We start from the raw sequence: 22,400 nt of genomic DNA, 5'->3' as shown, positions 1-22,400 counted from the left end.
AATGAATTTATAATCACTGTTAAACTAAAATATTTTAATCCTTCGCCCAAAATCTAACATATTTTGGGCTATTTTTATTGGCTTTTTCTTAACATTCAACACTTCTGCAATATACATAACTTTTTTGCCAAACTTTTGATTTAAAGAATGAATAAACTTTCGTAGATTTTTATCTCCTCAAACCGGAATAATCTAACAATTGGATGTAAGGGTTATTAACTATAAAAATAAAATTTCAGGAGAGAAAATTTATGTCTTTAGAACAAGCAAACGCTTTTTATGAAGTTTTGATGTCAGACGAAGCTATTTATCAAAAATACTTTATTAAATGCTGTCGTCCAGGTTTATTTGGTAGCTGTCATTGGGATGAGACTAAAATAGTCAATTTTGCATCTACTCTTGGTTATAATTTTACTGAACATGAACTAGCTCAATTATGGTTTGAATGCGAACCCAGTAGGAGTGAGCAGTTATCATTAGTTTGAGATCACAATTTACACTTTCATAAAATATGCACTCTACTATATCTTTTTTTATAGAGTGCATTAAAGAAAATTTATACCTGAATTCAGCAATGCCGATGCTGACACATAACTTGTCGCATTTTACGCATATTTGCAGGCAATTCAAGAGTCATCGCTTGTTGAATGAAAATTGAAGGTATCGGGATATGGGGAGTAGCTTGGACACCATAAATTAGCAAAGTCCCGTTACCACAATCTTTGAGTTCTAAATTGGCTGTGAAGTCAATAAAAGTCCCTTTTTCCATACGGAATTGAATTTTTTGACCTAGTACTTCTACAACGTTGAGATAAATTTCGACTTGAGCAGTGAAAAAGAAAAAAGCTTTTTGTGCTGCTTGATACAGACGTTTAACTTCACCACGCTGCAAAACTTCGCTTTTAGTAATGTCTGGAAAGTATTGTACCCAGCGAGGGTAATCAGTGATTTGCTGCCATACCTGCGATCGCACTAAGGGTAAGTACATACAAGCAGACACAGCACCACCCCAAGCAGTATGCGATCGCGTTTCTACTAAAATTTCACCCTGCATCAACAAGCTTTGCTTTTCTTGACTCCAAGTCATATCCGTACCTGCAATAACTGGGTCTGAAATATAAGATGCAGACATAATTTATTATTCCTACTCCTCAACTTCTCCACCTTATAGGTTGAATCACCCACCATCCTAAGGCATGAAATCCAACCTAATCAATTTTAGTTCTAGTTCAACACACAAGTTTTCTGAAACTCAGCATTTTTAGGTTATTTTTCAGAAAATTTACTTAAAAAACCGTATATGTAACCAGGATATGAATTTTATTTAAAGAATAGCTTTCATGTCGATAGTCTAGCTACTAGAAAATACGCAGAGGATAATTGCCCTTCAGAGTGGCATTTAAAAATTTTAGGCGTTTCCGTAGAGTAGACACAAAGACCTTTAGTCTCAGTTACAAATCTTAATTCATCATGCAAATATGCAACATCGGATTATAAAAATTAAGATTGGGTAATAGGAAACTTGAAAATCGAAGGAAAAATAGTGAGTCAATCTTCCTTAAATCGCAAATTAATTCAGCTTTTAGGGGTAATTCTGGGTATTGGTATAGCTGTCTGGCTCCTGAGAGGCTTTGGTATTCTCACCTTTATTCCTGGTGGAGTGATTTTATTATTGTTTCTGGGTGCGATCGCCATCGGCTTGATTGCTTATGCCCAAAAAACCTGGTGGCGTTTTTAATTGACAATAGTCAACAGTCAATAGTCATTGGTTATTAGTTCTCTTCTCCCCCTGCTCCCCTGCTTCTTCATCCACTCCCCATTTTTTGCTGTAACCAAAGTAAACACCGTAATTTCAGGACGGGCAAAAAAGCGTAGGTGCAACCCTGTCATTCCTACACCTCGGTTAGTGTGTAACAGCATTTCGCCTACTTGATATTCTCCTGAGTAATACTTTTGCCCCCAAGGTGGTAAAATAGCTGGCTTGAAAAAAGGAAGCCTTATTTGTCCACCGTGAGAATGTCCTGATAGTTGTAAATCAAATCTTCCTGTAGCTGCACTAGTATTAGCAAAGTCTGGTTCATGGACTAATAAAATTGCCGAACCTTGATTTGGTAATTGCTGTAATACTAAATCCAACCGACTTTTACCCATCCCAACATCATCAACCCCAGCAATGTGCAACATGGCACTGCCTCGTTGTATGGTATGAACAGCGTTACAAAGATGAGATACACCACTTTGTTCGAGAACTTTGACAAGGGTTTTGGTGTCGTTCTCATGGTCATGATTACCCAAAACTGCGAAAGTTCGTTCTTTGGGTGTAAGTTGCTCTAAAGCTAACTTGAGAGATGGAATTAATGGCGACAAATGGCGAGTAACTAAGTCACCTGTAATTGTTACCAAGTCCGGTTGTTGCTGGTTGACTAGGTGAACAATACGCTGTAAGCGTCGTGTCGTCATCCATCTGTCACGGTGAATATCACTGATTTGGACAATCCGATAGCCATAAAATTCTGGTGCTAGGTGAGGTAGAGTCAGTTGTAAAGAATTGATCTCAATCCAATTTGGTTCAATTAACTTGGCGTATAGTAAAGTACAAAATAATCCTAACCAAAATAACCTACGTAAATATCGCCAAGCAAATATACTGGCTTTGATAAGCCACTTACGATTTTTCACGATGAATCTCCTGTAATGTGACTGCCAGTTATGCCGTTATGTTATTTATTTAAACTTGGTGGTAAATCATCTAGGCGGTGGAGAAATTAAATCCAGACTTAAAGTAGCTAAAATGTAGAGATGTGATATAGTATCTCTCTTACTTACCCTTGGTTTATGGGACTGCCAATTGTTGCAATTATCGGTCGCCCAAATGTGGGCAAATCAACCCTGGTTAATCGTCTCGCCGGGGAACAAACGGCGATCGTCCACGATGAACCGGGTGTGACACGCGATCGCACGTATTTACCAGCTTACTGGAGCGATCGTGAATTTCAGGTGGTAGATACAGGCGGCTTAGTCTTTAACGATGACACGGAATTTTTGCCCCTGATTCGCCAACAGGCACTAGCTGCGCTGAACGAAGCAAGTGCTGCTATCTTTGTTGTCAATGGTCAAACAGGCCCCAACTCGGCAGATGAAGAAATAGCTGAGTGGTTACGTCAACAACCAGTACCAGTCTTTCTAGCGGTCAATAAATGCGAATCTCCAGAACAGGGATTTATACAGGCTTCCGAATTTTGGGAACTGGGCTTAGGAGAACCTTACCCGATCTCTGCAATTCATGGCAACGGTACAGGCGAATTACTCGATGAACTCATTAAACACATTCCTCCTGTTACCGAATTAGAAGAAAATAACGAAATCAAAATTGCCATTATTGGCAGACCAAATGTCGGGAAATCCAGTTTATTAAACTCTTTTGTCGGCGAAGAACGAGTCATCGTCAGCCCCATTTCTGGTACAACTCGTGATGCGATCGATACTTTTATCGAACGAGATGGACAAAAATACCGCCTAATTGACACAGCAGGGATTCGCAAAAAGAAAAGCATCGATTATGGTACAGAATTCTTTAGCATTAACCGTGCTTTTAAAGCAATTCGCCGCGCCGATGTGGTTTTATTGGTAATAGATGCCCTTGATGGTGTCACCGAACAAGACCAAAAGTTAGCAGGCAGAATTCTCGAAGAAGGTAGGGCTTGCGTCATCGTCGTCAATAAATGGGATGCGGTAGAGAAAGACTCCTATACTATCTACGACTACGAAAAAAATCTGGAAGCACGGCTACATTTTACAGAATGGGCTGATACTATCTATGTCAGTGCGCTGACAGGACAACGGGTAGAAAAGATTTTAGAGTTGGTAACTAAAGCCAATGAAGAACACAAACGCCGCGTTAGTACATCAGTGATTAACGAAGTTCTAGAAGACGCTGTTAGTTGGCACTCTCCCCCGACCTCTCGTGGTGGTCGCCAAGGTAGAATTTACTATGGTACACAAGTAAGTACTCAACCACCAACCATCGCCTTATTTGTCAACGAAGCTAAACGCTTTAACGACAACTACCGTCGTTATATCGAAAGACAATTCCGCCAACAGTTAGGCTTTAAAGGTACTCCCATTCGCTTACTTTGGCGTAGTAAAAAAGTCAGAGATGTGGAAAGCGGTAGCGCCAATCGAGCAACTCGCGTGTAAGATTTGTCAATAGTCATTTAGTCAATAGTCATTAGTCATTAGTATTTAACTACAGACTATGGACTATTAACTATGGACTATTAACTATGGACTATTAACTATGGACTTACTGCGATCGCTACCCTTAGGACTTTACCTAGAACAACCGCAAACTTGGCTACATAAACTTGATCCACGGGTCAAGTTTATCTGGTTGATGAGTTTTCTGACTAGTTACAGTTTTGCCAATAACTTCTGGCGGATACTACTGGTAGCATTATTAATACTTTTTACACTAATTGCGAAAATTCCCCGACGAGTCTGGCAACAACAGATGGGCTGGTTATTAACACTAGCCTTTTTTGTATTTGCGATCGCATCCATTAGTCCTGATGGATTGGGTGTAAGCTATCAGCCACGTCTACCAGCTAACCCCCAAGTTTTAACCCAGCCAGCTAATACAAATAATTCTCCCGATGTTCCACAACAGGTAAAGAGTAGTAAAAATTATAGTTATGTGCTGTTTCACAAAGGCCCAGTTAGAGTAACTCGCCGTTCCTTAGACTTAGCTGTGCGCTTAAGTACGATTATATTTACCGTCATCTACAGCACAAATTTATATCTTTTGACAACTGCACCAGAAGAAATTACATCTGGTATAGAAAGCTTAATGCAGCCCCTACGACGGTTTAAGATACCTGTAACAGAAATTACATTGACCTTAACTTTATCCTTGCGTTTTATCCCCCTAGTCTTAGAAGAAGTGCAGAATTTAATCCGTTCTATCATGACTAGGGCGATTAATTGGAAAAAACTAGGCTTAAAAGGCGCAGTCAAAGTTTGGATGATTGTTGCAGAAAGGTTATTAGAAAATTTGCTATTGAGGGCATCACAAATGGCTAGCGCCATGATGGTACGTGGCTTTACAAGCCCCAACGAACACCGAGTCCCTTGGCACGACTTGCGCTTAAAATCGTGGGACTGGTTAGCGATCGCTATTCTCACCCTATTCTGGGGAATAAGAGTAGTCTTTGGTAATCAAATTTAAAAGCGGTTAGGGATGAGGAAAACGCAAAACTTTAGATTATTCAATCCAACATCTAAAGTTTAAAATTAAATTTCCCATTCCCTACTCCTCAATTTCCTCTCAAACTGTAACAATACAGACTGTTTGTCAGGAACAGTTCTTAGGAGAATGCGCCTGTTGGCTATTTTGCTCCAACAAGCGATAATTATGGCAACATGGAGAGAAGTTAGAGTAAACAGTAGTATAAGAATTTGTGCCGACAACTTCAAAGGGCGCATCCCAATGTCACTGGAAATTGCAAACAAACGCATCAGGGATTTTCCATGCTGCCATTGACAATTGCGAGAAGGCTACTAGGGACTCAGGGGTCGGAATATGGTACAAATTATTCTACTCTTTTCCCCTGACCCCTACCTCTTCTACTGGCTTCATCTACCCATGAGGATGAGATAACGGTCTTCAAAAGCTCCGTTTAAGGGTAAAATTTGCTGATTCTCACCTGACTTTATGCAAATATTCTGGCGCAAGAGATATTATCGTCCGAATGTTTGTATTTAACTGCGAAAAAAATTATAGATTCTCCTGCTTGATTGATAGATGAATCCAGAAAACTCGGAAACTTACATAAATCACCCTACTTGGGGTTTGCTATATCGGATCTGCATGGTTGATGAAAACCAGGATCTGTTCACTACACTTTATGCCCAACGCTTATTTTTTCTAGTAGTGAATGACATTAAAGCGATCAAGTTCCAGCCTATAGGACGTACTGAAGCGAGAATGTTGCTAGAAAATCGCTTGCGGACTTTGCGTCGCAATGGTCAATCACAGGAGTACGATCAACTTCAGAGTGTCTTCCAACGCACCTTCCAATGATTAGTTCGATTAGCGAACGTATTACTCAAATTCGGGCTTCACTACCGCCTTCAGTCAGGTTAATTGCTGTAACTAAGCAAATGCCGACTGAAGTTATTCGTGCTGCTTATGCTGCTGGTATCCGCGATTTTGGCGAAAATCGTATCCAAGAAGCTGCGACTAAACAAGGCGAGTTGCAAGACTTACCAGGTATTACTTGGCACTTTATTGGGCATTTGCAAACGAATAAAGCCAAAAAAGCTCTGGAACAATTTGACTGGATTCACTCTGTAGATAATTTGAAATTAGCACAGCGCTTAGATCAATTAGCGCCACAGCTAGGAGTCAATCCCCAAGTTTGCCTACAAGTGAAAATCCTCCCAGATCCCAATAAGTCCGGTTGGACTGTCCCAGAATTACTAGCAGATTTACCTGCACTAAACCAGTGCAAAAGTTTACAAATTCAGGGTTTAATGACAATTCCGCCTTTTGGTTTAAATGATGCGGAAATTTTTTATGTATTTAATAGTACTCAAAAATTAGCTAAGGAAATTACTGAACAAGACTGGTCTCATATCAAGATGGAGCAGTTATCGATGGGTATGTCAGGTGACTACCAACTGGCGGTACAAGCTGGAGCAACGATGGTACGATTAGGGACTATCTTGTTTGGCAAGCGTACTTAAGCAGAAGTACTCGTACTTTTTTTCTCGTATCAATTAGCGCTGGGTATGGGATACAGACAACTTTTGCCCATACCAGTGCAATAAATTACCAGATATTTAGTGTAAACAAAAGTAAACAAACGAGAAAACGCACTAAACATAACTTTAGTCAACTTTCTTTCGGAGAATTGTTGGGATATAATCTTGACTCAATTATTGTATCTAGGTTAATGTACAGGCGTTCCCAATAGCGCCAGTTCATTGCCAATATCAGTAGTAGATGCTACAAATAGCGATAAAATTAATTGGCTATTTGCCTTTTGTAGCGATTCGATTGGCTACATTAATGATGAACCGGATAAGTTAGAGGCAATTTGCAGAAGGAGTGCAACTAAATGAACAATATATTTTCTAAGCTACGAGACTTTGTAGGTCTTAACGAACAGGTAGAGTACGAATACTACGAAGAAGAACCTGATACAGATAACTACCAAAATCTGTATCAACAGGAAAATCCCCAACCAGCACCAACAGAGGCTGCCCCAAACAATCGACGTTGGCGCGAACCCATGTCTACAATGGGTGATGACGTAGCAACAGGAACAAAATCGACGATGGGGAATGTGATTGGTATGCCAGGAGCAATTAACGGAATTTCTGAAGTATTGGTGCTTGAACCTCGTACATTTGAAGAAATGCCCCAGGCAATTCAAGCATTGCGTGAGCGTAAATCAGTAGTGCTGAACTTGACAATCATGGATCCAGATCAAGCACAACGGGCTGTTGATTTTGTTGCAGGTGGTACCTACGCGCTAGATGGACATCAAGAACGTATTGGCGAAAGTATATTTTTGTTTACACCCAGCTGTGTGCAAGTTAGCACCCAAGGTGGAGTTATTCATGAAGTACCCCAACCCCCAGCACGCCCCGCACGTCCCCCCGCATCAACCAATCCAACTTCTTGGGGCAACGAAACCAACCGGATGGCACAATAAAGTTAAATTAGTCATTAGTCCATAGTCAAGAGTCCAAATTGCAAAATTTTTGACTATTGACTAATGACTATTGACCAATGACTAACGACTAATGACTAATGACTATAAAATTTGGTTTAATTGGTGGCGGGGTAATGGGAGAAGCGCTCTTATCCCGCCTTATTGCGCGAGGAATTTATCAATCATCGGAAGTCATAGTCAGCGAACCGCAAACAGCGCGACAAGCTTTTTTACAACAAAAGTATAACGTGGGTGTTACCACAGATAACAGCTTGGTATTTACACAAGCTCAAGAAGTGGTATTTTTGGCGGTGAAGCCACAGGTATTTAGTGCGCTCGCCCAAGAATTAGCAGATATTGTATTAACAGAAAACTCACCCCTGGTGATCTCAATTTTGGCAGGAGTGTCTCTCAGGCAGCTAGAAGCAGCGTTTCCTCAATCCCCAGTAATTAGAGCCATGCCTAATACCCCAGCCACAGTAGGATCTGGGGTGACAGCCATAACCTCCGGTGTGTATACCAACTCCCAACATCATCAATTGGCACAGCAAATCTTTTCGGCAGTAGGCGAAGTAGTCGAAGTTTCCGAAAGCTTAATGGATGCAGTCACGGGACTCTCTGGCAGTGGCCCTGCTTACGTAGCTTTATTAGTGGAAGCCCTCGCCGATGGAGGAGTTGCATCCGGTTTACCGAGAGGAATCGCCAATCAACTAGCCTTACAAACTGTGCTAGGAACAGCCCGGTTACTGCACGAAAGCAAAATCCATCCCGCCGAACTCAAAGACAGAGTTACCAGCCCTGGCGGCACTACAATAGCTGGTATTGCCCAACTAGAAAAAGCTGGATTTCGTTCCGCTTTAATCGAAGCAGTCAAAGCAGCTACGTGGCGATCGCAAGAACTAGGGAAATAATTATTCGTCAGTGGTGAGTAGTCAGTGGTTAGTTGTGCAAAATCAACTGACAACTGACAACTGACATCTATCGAAGTTGACAAAAGACTCGTTACTATAGTAAACAGTCTGGTTGAAAAATTAATTGAGTGAATTATCCTGCGCCGTCTCCCGAACTGGACTTAGGGTTGATATTTCCCTTTGATCTGGATCAGTTTCAAAAAGATGCGATCGCCTCCCTTAACGCGGGGCGTTCTGTTGTCGTATGTGCGCCCACAGGTTCGGGCAAAACATTAGTAGGAGAATACGCCATTTATCGTGCCTTAGCACGGGGGAAACGGGTGTTTTACACCACTCCCTTAAAGGCGTTATCTAATCAAAAATTACGCGATTTCCGAGACAAATTTGGCTTTGACCAAGTTGGGTTGTTAACTGGCGATGCTTCCATCAACAGAGACGCGCCAATTTTGGTAATGACCACAGAGATTTTTCGGAATATGCTCTATGGCACACCAATTGGGCAAGTTGGTATCTCCTTAGTAGATGTGGAAGCAGTCGTGTTGGATGAATGCCACTACATGAATGATCGCCAACGAGGTACAGTTTGGGAAGAATCAATAATTTATTGTCCCCGTGGAGTGCAGTTAGTAGCCCTATCGGCAACCGTTGCTAATAGCGACCAACTTACCGACTGGCTGAATCGCGTTCATGGCCCCACCGACCTGATTTACTCTGATTTTCGCCCTGTTCCCTTAGAATTTCACTACTGCAATCCTAAGGGACTGTTTCCCCTGCTCAATGATAGCAAAACTAAAATTAACCCCCGTCTAGCAAATAGAGGTAAAAAGAAACAAGGGGATAGAGGGAAAAATGGCAGACCAGAAGCCCCTGGTATTATCTTTACTCTCAATCACCTACAACAAAGGGATATGCTACCGGCGATTTACTTCATCTTCAGCCGCCGGGGTTGCGATAAAGCAGTGGCAGAAGTAGGTGATTTATGGCTAGTTGATAATGAAGAGTCCCAGATACTGCGACGGCAAATCGATGACTTCTTAAGCCGTAACCCTGAAGCCGGGCGTTCTGGACAAATCGCCCCCCTTTATCGAGGAATAGCAGCCCACCACGCCGGGATTTTACCAGCCTGGAAGGTCTTGGTTGAAGAATTATTTCAACAAGGACTAATTAAAGTTGTATTCGCTACAGAAACTTTAGCAGCCGGCATTAATATGCCTGCCCGAACAACAGTCATTTCCACCCTATCCAAACGCACCGATACCGGACACCGCCTATTGAACGCTTCGGAATTTTTGCAAATGGCGGGAAGGGCTGGTCGTCGAGGAATGGATAAGCAAGGTCATGTTGTGACTGTACAAACTCCCTTTGAAGGATCAAAAGAAGCAGCGTATTTAGCTACATCCAAACCAGACCCCCTAGTGAGTCAGTTTACGCCTAGCTATGGCATGGTTTTGAACTTACTACAAACCCACACCATAGAAAAAACCAAAGAACTGATTGAACGCAGTTTTGGACAGTACATGGCAACCTTACATTTAAGGCCAGATTACGAAGAGATTGCGGCTCTAGAAGCCGACTTAGCCAAACTACAAGAGCAAATCGCCGCCGTTGACGAAAATGACATAGCTATTTATGAAAAATTGCGGCAACGGTTGAAAGTAGAACGCCAGTTATTAAAAACACTAGAGGCGCAAGCCCAGGAAGAGCGACAAGAACAAATCAAAATGCTCTTGGATTTTGCTATTTCTGGGACACTGTTGAGTCTGAAAGGTAAAAATATTACAGTTTCCACACCTGTAAAAGCAGTGTTAGTGGGGAAAACCTCAGGTTCGACTCAATCTCCCTGTTTGGTGTGCTTAGGGCAAGATAACCGATGGTATGTTGCTTCCACTGCGGATGTAGTTGATTTGTATGCTGAGTTACCACGTGTGGATGTACCGCCAGACATCCTACCACCACCAGAATTGATGCTGAAACCAGGACAATCCAGCCGTGGTGCTAGAGAAACAATGGCGATCGCTCAAAGTATCCCAGACCCAGGAGAGTCTCTGTATCTCTCCCCAGAGGTAGCAGAACAACTCAGCCGCACCGCCGCTATCCAAGCCCAATTGGAAGCCCATCCTCTGCATCAATCAGGCAATGTATCAACGATTTTCAAAGCTCGCGCCCGCTATGTCGAACTTGAAGCCGAACTTGAAGAGATGCAGGCGCAAGTAGAACAGCAATCCCAGCGCTATTGGGAAGAGTTTCTCAATTTAATTACCATATTGCAGCAATTTGATTGCTTGGATAACTTAGTACCCACGGCATTGGGTCAAATTGCCGCCGCCATTCGGGGAGAAAATGAATTGTGGTTAGGTCTAGCTTTAGCTAGTGGTGAGTTGAATGATTTAGACCCACAACACTTAGCCGCAACCATTGCAGCTTTAGTTACAGAAACTCCGCGTCCAGATAGCAGAGTAAACTTCAACCTTTCCCCCGAAATAGACGACGCATGGTCGAGATTACAAAAAATCCGTCGAGCCGTCTTAAAGGTGCAATATCGACATGGTGTAGCCCTACCTGTTGGCTTAGAAAATCGTTATATTGGCTTGATTGCCCTTGTCGAACAGTGGGCTTTAGGAACAGAATGGACTGAACTTTGCCAAAACACCACCTTAGATGAAGGTGATGTGGTGCGAATTTTACGCCGGAGTTTGGATTTATTATCCCAAATACCCCATGTTCCTAATTTACCCGATGTTTTACAGCGTAATGCCTACCGTGCCATGCAACTGATTGATCGATTCCCAGTCAATGAAGTTGTCGAGTAAGGGATAGGGACTTGTCATAAAAGTTATTTGTTTAGTGAGCAATGGGAAATTAGAAATGGGGAATTGTAGAAAGTAAGAACGAACTCATTTTCTATGCCGAGGTCAATTGTGAACCCATCTGTTCAAACCATTGCTGCTACTACCTTAACTTTATTACTGGGATACTCAGCTAATCCAGTAGTTGCACTACCCAGTAATCACCATCAAAACTTTACGGTTGCTCAAGCGCCACAGTTGACAGACACCTTAATTGTCCCTGGAGAAAGGGTTGGCCCGGTGACCCGCAAAACTACAAGGAAAGATTTAGCAAGAATTTTTGGTGCATCCCGTTTGGTTGATAAAAACATTTATGGCCCTGAAGGTATAGGTATTTTTCCCGCAACTCAAGTAAATCTCAATCGAGGACGGTCATTTTCGATAGTCTGGACTGATAAAACTCGGACTAAACCCTTGGATGTGCGTGACTTGGGTAGTGCGTGGAAAACTCGTGAAGGTATTGGAGTCGGAACTTCTTGGAATGAGTTACGCAATAAGTTAGGTGACTTTAAAGTATTGGGACTGGGTTGGGACTATGGCGGTACTATTTTGTTAGAAAGTAGCAAATTATCGCGCTACCAAGGAAAACTTGTTTTACGGGTAGATGCAGCAGCCAATGCTGGTGAGAAGTATCCTAATGCTTACCGAGCCGTTTCTGGAGATGCTACTTTTGCCTCTAGCGATCGCCACTGGAAGCCTTTAGGAGTCAAGCTTACACAGGTTATTGTTCTACTAAACCCCGATTAAATACACGTGCGCCTCCGTTGCAGACTCACGTTAAATACTGATTTACTATAGCAATCCTGACTCAAATCAAGTCTGCGCCCTATTTCTTATACCACTTTGAAAAAAGAATGCGACAGATACCCATAACCAAAGCTTTGTCATGTCTGGCTTTCTTAATTTTGAATTGGTATTACCCACCAATCAACAGACATAAAAAATGGGCTTCAACCAAGTACTAGTTTTGAAGCCCCTTTTATTATCTTATTCATCTATATGCGGATGAAAGGACTTGAACCTTCACTCCTCTCGGAACTAGAACCTAAATCTAGCGCGTCTGCCAATTCCGCCACATCCGCTTATGCAACTATACTAGCGTAACACATTTTTCTGAAAAAATACAACAGAGAATGGGAAATAGTTAAAATCTATAACAATCCCCCATTGACCATTCAATTACATCACGCTTACACGAGGCAGGCGATGTTTAAAGCCGCAGAGAATTTCCCAGGAAATGGTATTTAGTTCTTCTGCCCAATCATCAGCTGTGATTCTTTCTTTTCCTTGTTCCCCTAGTAAAGTGACTATTTCCCCTTCTTGTACATCAGGCACAGCACTAACATCTATCATTAACTGATCCATCGTAATCGTACCGATTTGTGGCACGCGCTGACCACGAATCAATACCTGCATTTTGTGGGACAGATTACGCGGTACTCCATCAGCATAACCAATACCAACAACTGCAAGGCGCATTTCACGGGGGGCAATAAATTGATGCCCATAACTTACACCAGTACCCATAGCAATGGTTTTGACGTGGGTAACTCGTGCTTGAACTTGGATAACTGGTTTCAGGTTAATTTCCTGTTGTAAATGAGTAGCTGGATAGAGTCCATACACAGCTAAACCTACACGTACCATATCGTAGTGTAGTCGTTGGTCGGCTAGGGTTGCGGCTGAGTTTGCCAAGTGCAAGCTGGGGATTTTAATACCCAAAGCTTTGATTTGGGCGATCGCTTCCTCAAATCGTCTATGCTGTTCTTGCATAATCTCTGGATCTGGACTATCTGCTGTGGCTAAGTGGGAGTAAACACTGGCAATATCCAGATGGGGTAAACGGTCTACTAACTGGACAAACTCACCAGCCTGTTGCCAGTTAGTCCCTAACCTAGACATACCCGTATCTAACTTAATATGTACAGGTATGGGAGAATCATGTTGGATAGTTTCCAAAGTATTGGAAAATATCAAAGCTTGTTTGGGACTACCTATGGTTGGCTGGAGTTGCCACTGGGCGATCGCTTGAATCTGTTCTGATGTGTGGGTAGCTCCTAAAATCAAAATTGGCGCTTGAATCCCCGCTTCTCGCAATTGAATCCCCTCTGGAACCGTGGCGACACCCAACCAACTAGCACCTGCTTGTAAGGCTATTTGCGCCACTGTCACAGCACCATGACCGTAAGCATCTGCTTTAACCACCGCCATTAACTTAGTATGTGGTGATAAAAATTGCTTGAGTTGCTGGACGTTATGTGACAACGCGTCCAGGTCAATTTCTACCCAAGCACGTTGTGAGAACCAAGCGTAAGTATCACACTGTTGATGAGAAGCCATACTTGAGGCTTGTTGACGACTTAACATTTTTACTTCCTTGTATCACACCACTATTCAGCTATTGAATGTCTGATTGATTTGTCTTTCCTATTCTGATAAATACATCAGAGTTAATCAGGAAGTTTAACGCGCATTTCGCAACAGATACAACATACTTGGGTCAATTTTTTTAATTGTTTTGCGTAACTCCCACTCAGGGACTTACAACTAAATAAATGTCCCATCCCTGCGGGACGCTACGCGAACGCTTTGGCAGCAGAGAGGAAGAAATTATCGTTCAGTATTCATAACTCAGCACTCTCTACTCTCCACTTAATTTTAGGTAAGCAACAACTTAATTAAAATTAACAGGTGGTTTTAACTACTAATCACTTGTAAGAAGAAGAGATAAAATTCTGCTGTTTAGTGGGATAGTCGCCTATTATGAGAGTTTTTGCGTAATCATAAATACTCTTCCGGATAATTCCTGAATTATTTAGGAAGTATCACATTTCCTCTTCTGCCAAGAAGGGGAAATTTGTGTTAATATATGTAAAACTAATACCTTGAGCGCTAATCAATGGGGAAGGTTTTAGTCCTAAATGCCTCTTACGAACCGCTCAATATAACGAGCTGGCGACGCGCTGCGGTTCTGTTAATCAAAGGCAAAGCAGAACGCATTGAACACAACGGCAAGTTTCTTTACTCGGACTTTCCGTTACCAACTGTGATCCGGTTGCGTCATTATGTCCGCGTTCCATATAAGGAAATTCCTCTTACTCGCCGCAATATCTTGCATCGTGATGGGCATACCTGTCAATACTGCGGTTACACAGGGGACGAATTGACTTTAGATCATGTCATTCCGCGATCGCGTGGCGGTGGTGATAGCTGGGAGAACATCGTGACGGCTTGCGTCCGTTGTAATGTCAAAAAAGGCAATCGCACACCTCAGGAGGCTCGTATGCCCCTCCGTCATCTTCCTCGACAGCCGTATAGTAGCCTCTATTTTGAGGTCAGCAAACACCTGAAGACTGGCTTGCATCAAGAGTGGCAGAAATATGTTATAGGACTTTGACACTAATACAATAACCTTATATCCCAAGTTAATTTGTCACCTACAAGTAGGTGTAGTGGTTGCTTGTCTATTTTGGTAGCACACTCTAAGCCTGAAGTTCAGCTTATTCAGGTCATAAAGTGGGCATAAAGTTGAATTTTCTTTCTCTACTTTTTGAGGGATATTTTTCCTCAGGTTTTAGTATAGATTTGATGAATTTAACCCACAAAATAGCCAACAGCCTCTAATAGTAACACATAAATAAGCAGAAAAACAGAATTAATTCGTCTTTTTTTTAAATATAAAAAATTGTAAAATCGTATTCTGGTCAATAGACTATTGAGTATAAATCTTTGTCAACCAAAGGATAGACTGAAATGTGAAGTCAAAACTAAACCCCATCGAGGTAAACCAGGGGAATGTAAAAAATATGCCTAATGGGAATAATTAGTAAGAGATAAATCGTACACAATAAAATCATCCCATTCAACTTTGAATTAGCAAAAGCTGTGATAGCAGATAGCTTAACTTCGCACCCTGTCCCATTTATCAACGAAAGATAACAAAGACGAATCAAAATTTAATAATGCCTTCCCAAGAACCCATAGTCTTTGTTTTCATACTTTATCAGCATGATGGTGGAATTTGTCAGATTGCTAATTTTCCATTTTGACAAAAAATATACCGAGATATGTATCCCCATATTGCTAGATTTTTGCGAAGATCAGAATGTGGGGCTAAATCAGTCAATTGCTGATGGCAATATCTCTGAACAAATAAATAGAGCCTCACATTTACAAAAACTTTGCTTATGCAATTGAATTCTTCATTTAAGCAGTCTGAGAGTTTTTCATTGACTAAAGAGCCAAATCCGGAAGAACCTGAAATAGACAAAGAAGCAGAAGTGACATTAACCAAACCATCCTTGCCAGCATCTACAGGTGAAGGAGTAGGTATTTATATAGGGCAACGGAACAATTCCCTTGCCTTCCAGAAGTCAGAAGAATTGCAAAAGACTTTATTATCACACCGACATGAGCGTCAGTTGGTAATTCTGCAAGACTTCCCTGACCCAGATGCCCTTTCTTGCGCTTGGACTTACCAATTAATCGCCCAACAATACGATATCAAGTGTGAAATTATTTATGCTGGGACTTTAAGCCACCAAGAAAATATTGCCCTAGTTAAACTTACAGGTTTGCCAGCCCAGCGCTGGACACCGCAAACCCTCAAGGGTAAAGACCTATCATCTTATCAAGGGTTTATTTTAATTGATAACCAGGGGACAACTAGTCAGCTATTGTCAGCTGTGCAACAGGCAGGTATCCCACTGGTAGCAGTGATTGACCACCATAGCCTGCAATCAGAACTGAAAGCAGATTTTGTTGATGTTCGCCCTTATGTGCGAGCAACTGCAACAATTTTTACTCAATATCTCCAGTCTGGTTTACTAGGTTTAGACAGTAGCATCAGCCATCATGTTAAATGTGCGACTGCCTTGATGCACGGCTTGCGATCAGATACAAATCGACTGATGCAAGCGCAAGAAGAAGACTTTATGGCAGCAGCCTATCTTAGTCGATTTTATGATGCCCAATTGCTAAACGCGATTCTCCAGGCTAACCGTTCCAAACGAGTAATGGATGTGATCGAGCGATCGCTCAAAAATCGCATCGTCCAAAATAACTTCTCCATTGCTGGCGTGGGTTACTTGCGCTACGATGACCGCGACGCTATCCCCCAAGCGGCAGATTTTCTCGTTACTGAAGAAAATGTCCATACGGCCGTAGTTTATGGCATCGTTCACGATGAAGACGATGAACTAGAAGTAGTCATCGGCTCTTTGAGAACCACTAAACTCACCTTAGACCCTGATGAATTTATCAAAGAAGCCTTTGGTCAAGATAGTACAGGTCGATTTTTTGGTGGTGGTAGGACAGGCGCTGGCGGCTTTGAGATACCGATGGGTTTTTTATCTGGTGGGAACGAAAATTCCGCTTATGCCAGAATGAAGTGGGAAGTATTCGATGCTCAAATTAAGCAAAAGCTACTGAGATTAGTTAATCCTAAAGATAACCCAATTCAGTCAGAGTAGCCTGGTATTTCTAGCATTTCTCGTTGAAGTTAGGGACTAGAGACTAAGGGTTAGAGGCTAGGGTTGTAACTAACGTAATTGGGAACTGTCCCTAGCAATTATTGTCACCATTGCGGATTCGTGATAATTAACGCCTTTGCTGCTTTGCTATCCAATGGTTTCGAGAAAAAGTATCCTTGTCCATATTCGCATTTCAAATCTCTGAGTATTTGAAGTTGCTCTGGTGTTTCCACTCCTTCGGCTGTCACATCTACACCCAGTTTTCTAGAGAGAGTAACTATTGTCTCAACAATGTGTAAATTTCCTTCTTCCGCACCTCTCCCACTAACGAAAGACTGGTCAATCTTCAACCCATTAATCGGAAAATGATGGAGACGACCTAATGAAGAATATCCTGTACCAAAGTCATCGATCGCCAATTCAATTCCTAAATTTCTCAGTTGCTTGAGCATGGTAGTTGCATTCTCGCCATTGTCCATAATGACGCTTTCTGTAATCTCCAACTTCAGACTCTTGGCATCTAAGCCAGTTTCCTGTAGTACTTGATTAATCTCCTCCAGCAGCTTTTGTTGACTGAATCGTAGACTACAAAGATTAATGCTAATACCCAAAGGCTGCTCATCTAAATTCGTTGATTCAGGGAGAAATTCCTCTTGCCACTGCTTTGTCTGACGACACGCCTCACGCAGCACCCACTCATCAATTGGGATAATTAACCCAGTTTCTTGGGCGATTGGCATAAACTCCTGTGGGAAAACAATTCCCTGTTCTGGATGCAGCCAACGTACAAGCGCTTCAAAGCCAGTTATGCTTCCAGTCTTCAGTGACACAATTGGCTGATAATAAACCTGGAACTCCTGACGTTCAATTGCTCGGCGCAAGTCGTTTTCTAACTGCAAGCGTTCCACTATCTGAACGTGCATATCGGTATTAAATATTTCGTAACACGCCTTACCCCGTGCCTTAGCTCGGTACATAGCGATGTCGGCGTTACGTAAGAGTTCTTCCGGTTGCTCATAACCTGTTCCACTCAAGCTGATGCCGATACTGACTGTGGTAAAAATTTCTTGTCCACTTAAAGCCACTGGAAGTAGCAATTTCTCTTGTATTCGCTCAACAACACGTACTGTGTCACTGATATCTTGAATACCTTCAAGCAGAATGATGAACTCGTCTCCGCCAAACCGTGCAGCTATATCTGTAGGGCGCAAGCATTCTATCAGCCTTTGAGCAATAATAACTAGTAATTGGTCACCAAATGTGTGTCCTAGACTGTCATTGATAAACTTGAAGCGATCTAGGTCTAGAAACAGCACAGCAAACAGATGATCCGAATGCCGTTTTGAATACTCGACCGCACGTCTTAAGCGATCCATGAACAAAGCTCTGTTGGGAAGACCTGTTAAAACATCATGAAGGGCATCATGAACTAATTGCTCTTCGGCTAACTTGCGATCGGTGATATCACGGGAATTAATGACTATGCCTCTCACAGATGGTTCATCAAGAAGATTACTACCAGTTGATTCTAGAAAGCACCATGAACCATCTTTGCATCTAAAGCGAGACTCTACTAGTACAGTAGCACCTAAGTTTTGAACTAAGTACTTAAAGCTATCAGAATTGCTGGAAATATCATCAGGATGAATAAAATCAAAAGCGTTTTTGCCGATTAGTTCTTCTGGCTTGTATCCTAAAATTCGCTCAACGGATGGACTTTCGTAGCGAATGGTTCCATCTGGTTCAAAAATACCAATGATGTCAGAGCTATTTTGAATCAGCGAACGAAATTTAGCTTCACTTTCATGCAGTGCCGCTTCAGCTTTATTGCTTTCAGTAATATTTTCACTGATGCTTGTCATGCAGATGACGCTCCGTGCTACAGCAGTCCTAAATTATTCGTGAGAATTTGGGATTGTTATTATCCCCCTGAAGTCCCCATACAAGAGGGGACAGCGATAGCTGGGGGTGAATTTTCTGACAACTCACTTAGGATTGCTATACCTCCCAATATCAACTATAAAGTCACACATGACTTTTGTCTCTTTAACTCATCCTCCGACAGATACAAGCTTTTTTAGATCCAGTATAAAAACACTCAGCCAAATTCTACCCAAAAAATTCCCCAAGGAGTGAAAATAACTTTTGGGTTGAGCTTGAACTGAGAATGGGAAATATTAAAGACGTTGTGTTTTTTGATGTTTTAAATTGTGCTAATTATATTTTCAGCGCAATTTAAAACATCAAAACGTTAGCAAGGTTCGTCGTTGTTTATACTCGATTACAAGCTGATCAAAAGCTTTGCGTTGGTTTTGCGAGTACTGTATGTAAGCGGAAAACATCTCTTGAGTCAGATTAATGTAGAGCGAATTGTCTTGAAAATTATGCCACATTTCATCTGGTGAGAAATTAAAACGTTGGCACCAGTCTATTAGTACGTCGTAACCAACCACTGTTTGCACAAACGCCAATTTTTCGGGCTGTTTCCAAACTCTAGATAACTCCTCTATAAGCGATGGCTGTCTAGGATTATACATGAGTGCTTTCTGCATACGTCTCCACATCCGACTGTGGTAAAGCTCTTCATCCTGAACCGTCAAGTATTCGATGGTAGTTTGATAGTTATCCAGAATGCCACTCTTAAATAGAGATGTGCAGAGTGAAATAGAGCCTCCCTCAAGAATCAGCAAATTATGTTGTTGTGATAGTCTATCGATGTGCTGCAATGCTAATGATAAGGATTCAACTGTAGTAAGCTCTCCATCTGTTATCTGACGATCTTCAAGATATATACGGGTTGTTCCGTCAAGTTCATCAATCAATGGTCTGCCGCTACCTGTTGTCAATTCTCGGTAAATTTGTATGCGGTCTAGCACAATGACAGGTGCTTTGGTTTGTTTGGCTAATACAACAGATCGGTCAGTTTTGCCTATACTGGTTGGTCCCAAAATTATATGCAGTTGCATGAGGGTTAATACTTAATGCTGTGAATTTTTTGTGTCATGAGCTTAAAACAAGAAATTGTCATTGGACATGAGATATTTACGGTAATTTTGATCTATACAGAAAATATTTTAGTATTAATACTGAGAGAAAAAATAACATTTCATATTGAACATGAGAAATATTAGTAGAGAAAACTTTGGCGTCACCTACGGCGGGCGGAACGCCATCTCTACGTTCCCTGCGGGACGCTGCGAGTAGCTTGCTTCTCCGTAGGAGTACGCGGAGCGTGGCGGAGACAGAGGCTGCGCCAGCGCCTATCGTGAGATGAAGCATCTGCACTCACGGTTGTCAAGTATGGCAAGATAATGTAAGTGCGATCACCGACGGTGGGCGGAACGCCATCGCCTACGGCGGAGCGTAGCTCATCAGCTACGGTGTGCAGTTACGCCATTGTTTACACATCAAAATTATGGAACTTTATCTAATTCGTCATGGCATCGCTGAAGCACAACAAACTGGTATCAAAGATGAAGAGCGTGAGCTGACCAAAGAAGGAAAACAAAAAACCGAGAAAGTTGCCCTCCGCATCCTAAAATTGGGATTGAAATTTGATTTAATTGTCACTAGTCCTTTAGTCCGCGCTCGCCAAACAGCAGAAATTCTTTTAGCTTTTGGACTCAGTTCCCAATTAGAGGAATCTAATTACCTTGCTCCTCATGGCCATATTTTCAATTGGCTGGATTATTGGTTAAAACCGAAAAATTTTCCTGAAAATGCCCAAATTGCCCTAGTAGGACACGAGCCTTGTTTAAGTAACTGGGCAGAAATTCTTCTATGGGGGGAAGCCAAAGACAGCTTAGTCTTGAAAAAAGCAGGTATGATCGGAGTAAAACTACCAGAAATAGGTTTACCTGTGGGTCGTAGTCAGTTGTTCTGGTTGACACCCCCCAAGTACTTGCTGTAACTGTTTTTCAACATTTCTTTCAAGAATTGTTGTGAGATCGGCTACTGTTATGGCGACAATAATTTCTGGTAAGTTAGCTTGATCAGATATTTCACTAAGCAAATGGTGTTGCCATGATGGTGTGCGAATACAAGCCTGGTTTAGAAGGCATTCCCGCCGCCCAATCGAGTATCAGTTATGTAGATGGGCAAAAGGGAATACTAGAATATCGTGGCATCCGGATTGAGGAATTAGCGCAGAAAAGTACTTTTCTGGAAACTGCTTATCTCCTCATCTGGGGTGAACTGCCGACACAAGAAGAATTGCAAGCATTTGAGGAGGAAGTTCGCTTCCACAGGCGGATCAAATACCGGATTCGGGATATGATGAAATGTTTTCCCGAGTCCGGTCATCCAATGGATGCGCTCCAAGCCTCTGCGGCTGCTTTAGGTTTGTTTTATTCCCGTCGGGATCTAACTAATCCTGCCTACATTCGGGACGCTGTAGTGCGCTTAATCGCTACTATTCCGACGATGGTAGCAGCATTCCAGTTAATGCGGAAAGGTAATGACCCCGTAAAGCCCCGCGATGACTTAGATTATTCCGCCAATTTTCTCTACATGCTCAACGAGAAAGAACCGGATGCTTTGGCGGCAAAAATCTTTGATATCTGCTTGATTCTCCATGTCGAGCATACAATGAATGCCTCTACCTTCAGCGCTAGGGTGACAGCTTCCACCTTGACTGACCCCTACGCGGTGGTTGCTAGTGCTGTGGGAACCTTGGGAGGACCACTACATGGTGGAGCCAATGAAGAAGTAATTCAGATGTTGGAAAACATCGGTTCTGTGGAGAATGTCCGTCCTTATGTAGAGGAGAGGTTGCAACGCAAAGACAAGCTTATGGGCTTTGGGCATCGTGTCTACAAAGTTAAAGACCCACGGGCTACAATCTTGCAAAACCTCGCCGAACAGTTGTTTGCCAAGTTTGGTGCAGATAAGTACTACGACATCGCCCAAGAAATGGAACGGGTAGTCGCAGAGAAACTTGGTCACAAGGGGATTTATCCCAATGTTGACTTTTACTCTGGTTTAGTGTATAGGAAGATGGGAATTCCTACAGACTTGTTTACACCAATATTTGCGATCGCCCGTGTTGCCGGTTGGTTAGCTCACTGGAAAGAACAACTCGAAGAAAACCGCATCTTCCGTCCTACCCAGATTTATAACGGTAAACACAGCGTCATCTATACCCCCATTGACCAACGTTAACTGACAGTTATATCGTCAGTCTATTAGCCCCTTGCTACGGGGAATCAGTAAATCAATAGTAAGCTGACAACCGTTGCCAAAATGGAAGCGGCTTATTTGTGATGCTTTAGTGAGGGACTGTAGAAAGAGGCAAGGGAACGGGGGAAAAAGCGATACTCCCTGTTCCCCGCCTGCTTCTTTTTCTTCCCCATAGTCGGACTCAATCCTACCTATAAGTAGAAGTTCTCACAGAGTTACAAAAGCCTAAAACCATCCAACGATATACTAGGCATGGGAAATGGCAACAAATCTTTA

19 protein-coding genes and 1 tRNA gene are annotated in these 22,400 nt (G+C 42.2%); 14 read left to right on the top strand and 6 right to left on the bottom strand.

Annotation, left to right across the window (positions count from 1 at the left end; all coding sequences use genetic code 11):
* Positions 1-251: 251 nt before the first annotated feature.
* Positions 252-485: a Nif11-like leader peptide family natural product precursor gene (locus tag H6G18_RS17070; RefSeq protein ID WP_190408292.1), complete on the top strand. Its 234-nt coding sequence runs from the start codon at positions 252-254 to the stop codon at positions 483-485.
* Positions 486-568: 83 nt separating this feature from the next.
* On the opposite strand, the gene H6G18_RS17065 is transcribed toward H6G18_RS17070, so the two are convergent.
* Positions 569-1,132 carry an SRPBCC family protein gene (locus tag H6G18_RS17065; RefSeq protein WP_190408291.1) on the bottom strand — a complete coding sequence of 188 codons (564 nt, stop codon included), beginning with the start codon at positions 1,130-1,132 and terminating at the stop codon, positions 569-571.
* Between the two features lie 411 nt (positions 1,133-1,543).
* Between H6G18_RS17065 and H6G18_RS17060 the strand changes: the two genes are divergently transcribed.
* Positions 1,544-1,738 carry a hypothetical protein gene (locus H6G18_RS17060; protein WP_190408290.1) on the top strand — a complete coding sequence of 65 codons (195 nt, stop codon included), beginning with the start codon at positions 1,544-1,546 and terminating at the stop codon, positions 1,736-1,738.
* A 17-nt stretch (positions 1,739-1,755) separates the two neighbouring features.
* On the opposite strand, the gene H6G18_RS17055 is transcribed toward H6G18_RS17060, so the two are convergent.
* A complete protein-coding gene (locus H6G18_RS17055) occupies positions 1,756-2,679 on the bottom strand; it encodes a metallophosphoesterase (RefSeq protein ID WP_190408289.1) in 924 nt (307 codons plus the stop codon).
* Positions 2,680-2,835: 156 nt separating this feature from the next.
* On the opposite strand from H6G18_RS17055, the gene der reads away from it, so the two are divergent.
* The 8 genes from der to H6G18_RS17015 all read left to right on the top strand — a co-directional run bounded on the left by der (position 2,836) and on the right by H6G18_RS17015 (position 12,222).
* Positions 2,836-4,197, top strand: a complete 1,362-nt coding sequence (gene der, locus H6G18_RS17050; RefSeq protein WP_190408288.1) for a ribosome biogenesis GTPase Der — start codon at positions 2,836-2,838, stop codon at positions 4,195-4,197.
* Between the two features lie 100 nt (positions 4,198-4,297).
* Positions 4,298-5,224: an energy-coupling factor transporter transmembrane component T family protein gene (locus H6G18_RS17045; protein WP_190408287.1), complete on the top strand. Its 927-nt coding sequence runs from the start codon at positions 4,298-4,300 to the stop codon at positions 5,222-5,224.
* A 576-nt stretch (positions 5,225-5,800) separates the two neighbouring features.
* On the top strand, positions 5,801-6,079 hold the full coding sequence (pipX, locus tag H6G18_RS17040; protein WP_190408286.1) for a transcriptional coactivator PipX: 279 nt from the start codon (positions 5,801-5,803) through the stop codon (positions 6,077-6,079).
* Positions 6,076-6,744 (top strand): YggS family pyridoxal phosphate-dependent enzyme, encoded by a 669-nt coding sequence (locus H6G18_RS17035; protein ID WP_190408285.1) that lies wholly within the window; start codon positions 6,076-6,078, stop codon positions 6,742-6,744. Before pipX ends, H6G18_RS17035 begins: the two co-directional genes overlap by 4 nt.
* Positions 6,745-7,118: 374 nt before the next feature.
* On the top strand, positions 7,119-7,718 hold the full coding sequence (locus tag H6G18_RS17030; RefSeq protein WP_190408284.1) for a cell division protein SepF: 600 nt from the start codon (positions 7,119-7,121) through the stop codon (positions 7,716-7,718).
* Positions 7,719-7,816: 98 nt separating this feature from the next.
* Entirely contained in the window at positions 7,817-8,629 is an 813-nt protein-coding gene (gene proC / locus H6G18_RS17025; RefSeq protein WP_190408283.1) for a pyrroline-5-carboxylate reductase, read from the top strand.
* 128 nt (positions 8,630-8,757) lie between these two features.
* A complete protein-coding gene (locus H6G18_RS17020) occupies positions 8,758-11,439 on the top strand; it encodes a DEAD/DEAH box helicase (protein ID WP_190408282.1) in 2,682 nt (893 codons plus the stop codon).
* A 108-nt stretch (positions 11,440-11,547) separates the two neighbouring features.
* Positions 11,548-12,222 carry a hypothetical protein gene (locus H6G18_RS17015; protein ID WP_313954440.1) on the top strand — a complete coding sequence of 225 codons (675 nt, stop codon included), beginning with the start codon at positions 11,548-11,550 and terminating at the stop codon, positions 12,220-12,222.
* A 253-nt stretch (positions 12,223-12,475) separates the two neighbouring features.
* Here the strand turns inward: H6G18_RS17015 and H6G18_RS17010 are convergent.
* Both H6G18_RS17010 and alr read right to left on the bottom strand, forming a co-directional pair.
* Positions 12,476-12,557 (bottom strand) — tRNA-Leu (locus tag H6G18_RS17010).
* 97 nt (positions 12,558-12,654) lie between these two features.
* Positions 12,655-13,842 (bottom strand): alanine racemase, encoded by a 1,188-nt coding sequence (gene alr / locus H6G18_RS17005; RefSeq protein WP_190408280.1) that lies wholly within the window; start codon positions 13,840-13,842, stop codon positions 12,655-12,657.
* Between the two features lie 532 nt (positions 13,843-14,374).
* Between alr and H6G18_RS17000 the strand changes: the two genes are divergently transcribed.
* Positions 14,375-14,872 (top strand): HNH endonuclease, encoded by a 498-nt coding sequence (locus H6G18_RS17000; RefSeq protein WP_190408279.1) that lies wholly within the window; start codon positions 14,375-14,377, stop codon positions 14,870-14,872.
* A 790-nt stretch (positions 14,873-15,662) separates the two neighbouring features.
* Positions 15,663-16,946, top strand: coding sequence for a DHH family phosphoesterase (locus H6G18_RS16995; protein WP_190408278.1), 1,284 nt, complete (start codon positions 15,663-15,665; stop codon positions 16,944-16,946).
* A 104-nt stretch (positions 16,947-17,050) separates the two neighbouring features.
* Here H6G18_RS16995 and H6G18_RS16990 read toward each other — a convergent pair whose 3' ends face one another.
* Both H6G18_RS16990 and H6G18_RS16985 read right to left on the bottom strand, forming a co-directional pair.
* Positions 17,051-18,808 (bottom strand): putative bifunctional diguanylate cyclase/phosphodiesterase, encoded by a 1,758-nt coding sequence (locus H6G18_RS16990; protein ID WP_190408277.1) that lies wholly within the window; start codon positions 18,806-18,808, stop codon positions 17,051-17,053.
* 381 nt (positions 18,809-19,189) lie between these two features.
* Positions 19,190-19,912, bottom strand: a complete 723-nt coding sequence (locus tag H6G18_RS16985; protein WP_190408276.1) for an isopentenyl transferase family protein — start codon at positions 19,910-19,912, stop codon at positions 19,190-19,192.
* Positions 19,913-20,361: 449 nt separating this feature from the next.
* Here H6G18_RS16985 and sixA point away from each other — a divergent pair, with 449 nt between their 5' ends.
* A complete protein-coding gene (gene sixA / locus H6G18_RS16980; RefSeq protein ID WP_190408294.1) occupies positions 20,362-20,856 on the top strand; it encodes a phosphohistidine phosphatase SixA in 495 nt (164 codons plus the stop codon).
* Between the two features lie 113 nt (positions 20,857-20,969).
* A complete protein-coding gene (locus H6G18_RS16975; RefSeq protein WP_190408275.1) occupies positions 20,970-22,106 on the top strand; it encodes a citrate synthase in 1,137 nt (378 codons plus the stop codon).
* Positions 22,107-22,400 lie beyond the last annotated feature (294 nt).

The organism is Anabaena subtropica FACHB-260 (assembly GCF_014697105.1).
In the GTDB taxonomy this organism is placed as follows: Bacteria; Cyanobacteriota; Cyanobacteriia; order Cyanobacteriales; family Nostocaceae; genus Trichormus; species Trichormus subtropicus.
This window is presented reverse-complemented; position numbering and strand designations above follow the sequence as displayed.